Annotated in this window: 2 protein-coding genes and 1 pseudogene; 1 reads left to right on the top strand and 2 read right to left on the bottom strand. The window is 51.5% G+C overall.

Annotated features, from left to right (window positions below):
- Window positions 1–136 (top strand): annotated as a pseudogene (locus tag AC1DQR_RS40165) (IS3 family transposase); the annotation flags it as partial.
- 13 nt (window positions 137–149) lie between these two features.
- Here the strand turns inward: AC1DQR_RS40165 and AC1DQR_RS40160 are convergent.
- Entirely contained in the window at window positions 150–1,250 is a 1,101-nt protein-coding gene (locus AC1DQR_RS40160; protein ID WP_477135130.1) for a hypothetical protein, read from the bottom strand.
- Window positions 1,251–1,379: 129 nt separating this feature from the next.
- On the bottom strand, window positions 1,380–1,571 hold a 192-nt coding region (locus tag AC1DQR_RS40155), incomplete at its 5' end, for a hypothetical protein (protein ID WP_477135129.1).

Below are 1,571 nucleotides of genomic sequence, written 5' to 3'. Positions count from 1 at the left end.
ACGTGACATTACCCAGTACATCGTCGGCTTCTACAACCCTGTGCGCTTGCACTCAACCCTTGGCTATGTCTCGCCTGCCGCTTACGAGGCCAAGCCAGAAGCAAAACAACCTATCAGCCTGTCCGAAAAAACTTGACCACTACACTCTCCTAGTTGTCCGCTACGAACGGGCCGTCATAATTTTTAGCAACGAGCAGGACCGCCGCTAGCGCCTCGGCCGGTGAGACACGGCCATTCATGAGGCCTAGAACTCTGTCTCGGCTGTAATACCTAGCGGCAGTAGACTTATTCAAAATGTTTTCAAGCCCTCTCTTCGACAGAATTTTGAACGCCTCGTGCACGGCCGCTTGTAATTCATCATCTCCCGCAACTATTTCGTATGGCAACAGTTCGAACACTCGATCATTAATGACCTCGTCTATCACGCTCCGATGCCAAACGGTTCCGACCTGAGGGTCTTCCTTTGTTGTGATCCCAAGCCGACCGGTGTAGATGCCCGCAAGTATGGCGAAGGGACGGCCGTACGTGAATGTCGCCCCACCAATCTTGAGAGTTCCATTTGGACTATAGAAGACCACCGGTGCCCCTGACATCCCACTCTTCGATGCGCTGTCCACAAGGAACTGGGCCTGATTGTTCCATCCGTTCTGGACTGAGGAAGCAATAGTTGCGCGCTTCCAAACTGGCTGCCCCGTATAGTCGCCTAGATTCTGTGGATATCCGGGAATGAATAGCTCTTCCGTAATGTCCACGGATTCGATCCATTTATCGGAAATGTCTCCTAACGGCAAAAAATCTTGAATAGAAATAACCCTGCTCATCATGTCGCCATCACCAGAATGAGGGATAAGTACGGTATCTCGTTCCTCCCCGTCCGATGAGTGAATTTCCATCTTGTGTGGCTGATTAGGGTCAAAGGGAAGCACTGCGACATCCACCCGGGGGAAATTCTTGCTACTTACATAAAACAAGGATTTTGTGTCGTCCTGCAGCGGCAAGGTGAATGACATGCGTATGGAATGGGATACGCCTATCCTGAGCGCCACCGAGGCAACAACGTTGTCCGGTATTGCAGCATGCTTATCATCGAGTAGAAGGAGTGTTTCAATGTGGCGACCAGCGAGGTTGTGCCACGCAGTGACGATGAAGTACTCGTCATCGCGTCTGTACATTACTCCGGTTCCCGTCGCCAAACTTGTTTTTTGAAATCGCATTGTCAAATGGACAACAGCATTGTTTACTGGCGACATTGCAATCTCCTTCGTACTGTAGTTGGACCTACATGGTATCAAGCTGCCCGATTCGGAGGCCGAGCAGGCTGTTAAGTCCTTAGTCGACGGGTCGGCYGAATGACCAAAAATGGCTGCGGATTCAACCGGTCAACGCAACAGCTTGATGGAATCGTTCAGCCGGTGTATGGCGTTGTTGCATAAATCCGGCTGTGCTAGCTGACGTTTACGCGCAACAGCCAGGGTGGCACGTCTGTTAACTTTCCGGGGACTTGCGTAGATTCTCGACTTTTTCCCGAGAAGATGCGCAAGGACGAACACGAGCGAAGCGAGCCGAGCCGA

The organism is Cupriavidus sp. 05L411 (assembly GCF_056398045.1).
This window is presented reverse-complemented; position numbering and strand designations above follow the sequence as displayed.

Excerpts from the sequence above, each read along its gene's own strand:
- AC1DQR_RS40160 (WP_477135130.1), bottom strand. The coding sequence starts at position 1,250 with ATGTCGCCAGTAAACAATGCTGTTGTCCATTTGACAATGCGATTTCAA.